At 62.2% G+C, this 1043-nt stretch carries 1 protein-coding gene; it reads right to left on the minus strand.

All coding sequences use genetic code 11. The features are described 5' to 3' along the window. Positions 1-161: 161 nt before the first annotated feature. Positions 162-1043 (minus strand): Bug family tripartite tricarboxylate transporter substrate binding protein (locus AC1D0Z_RS22595; protein WP_477660377.1); only part of this gene is annotated, 882 nt, incomplete at its 5' end.

The following is a 1043-nucleotide window of genomic DNA, read 5'->3' on the forward strand; positions in this document are numbered from 1 at the left end:
CTTCATGCCGGGTGCCGTGAAACGGCTGGCGGCGACCGGGTCTGGGAGCATGATGAGCCGGAGGAACTCATTGACCACATCGGCAGCGCTTGCCGTGTCGCTGGAAAAGGCGTGGGTGCTGCTCAATCAGGGTGCTCCTGCGGCTGTCGTAGCCGGAAAAATCATGTTATCACCTCGACATTGGCCAGCTTGGCCACGCCGCGCCAGGTGTCGATCTGCGAATTGATCAACTGAACGAACTCGGTGCCGACCACCGGATTTTTGCGCGGCAGGGTCTGGATTTCTTCCAGCCTGGCGGCGATGTCCGGTTTTGCAAGGATTTCAGGTATCAGCGCCGTCAGCCGCGCAAGAACCGGGGCAGGCAGGCCCTTGGGTGCTGACAGACCCAACCACTGGGAACCCGTGAGCTTGGGGAAGCCAGCCTCGGCAAAGGTTGGAATGTTGGGAAGCGCCGGCAGGCGGCTGGGGGTGGAAACCGCCAACGCGCGCAGGGACCCTGCCTTGAGCTGCGCCACATTGGTGGTGATCGGGTCGAGCAGGCTGTCGATCTGCCCGCCCAGCAGGTCTTGCATGGCCGGCGCGCTGCCTTGGTAAGGAATGTGGTCGTGTTGAGGCGCCTTGCCTTCAATTTTGAGCATTTCGCCAAACAGGTGGTTGGCAGAACCGATGCCCGATGAGCCATAACGCACAGGCCGGGTCCTGGCCGCCGTCAGGTATTGCTCCAGCGTCTGGAAGGGCGACTGTGCACGCACCAGCAGCACCATGGGTGCTTCCACCAGCATGCCCATGTGGGAAAAATCGTTCACCGGGTCAAAGGGCATGACTTTGCGGGTGGCTGTGGCATAGATGTGCACCGACGCATGGCTGACCAGTAAGGTGTAGCCGTCAGCGGGCTGCTTGGACACATAGTCGGTGCCGATCAGGCCGCCCGCACCTGCACGGTTTTCCACCAGGACGGTCTGGCCCAGCGCCTGCGACAGGTGCGGTGCCATCATGCGGGACACGGTATCAACCAGACCTCCCGGTGGGAATTGCGCGACCAG

This window comes from Polaromonas sp. P1_E3 (genome assembly GCF_056405935.1).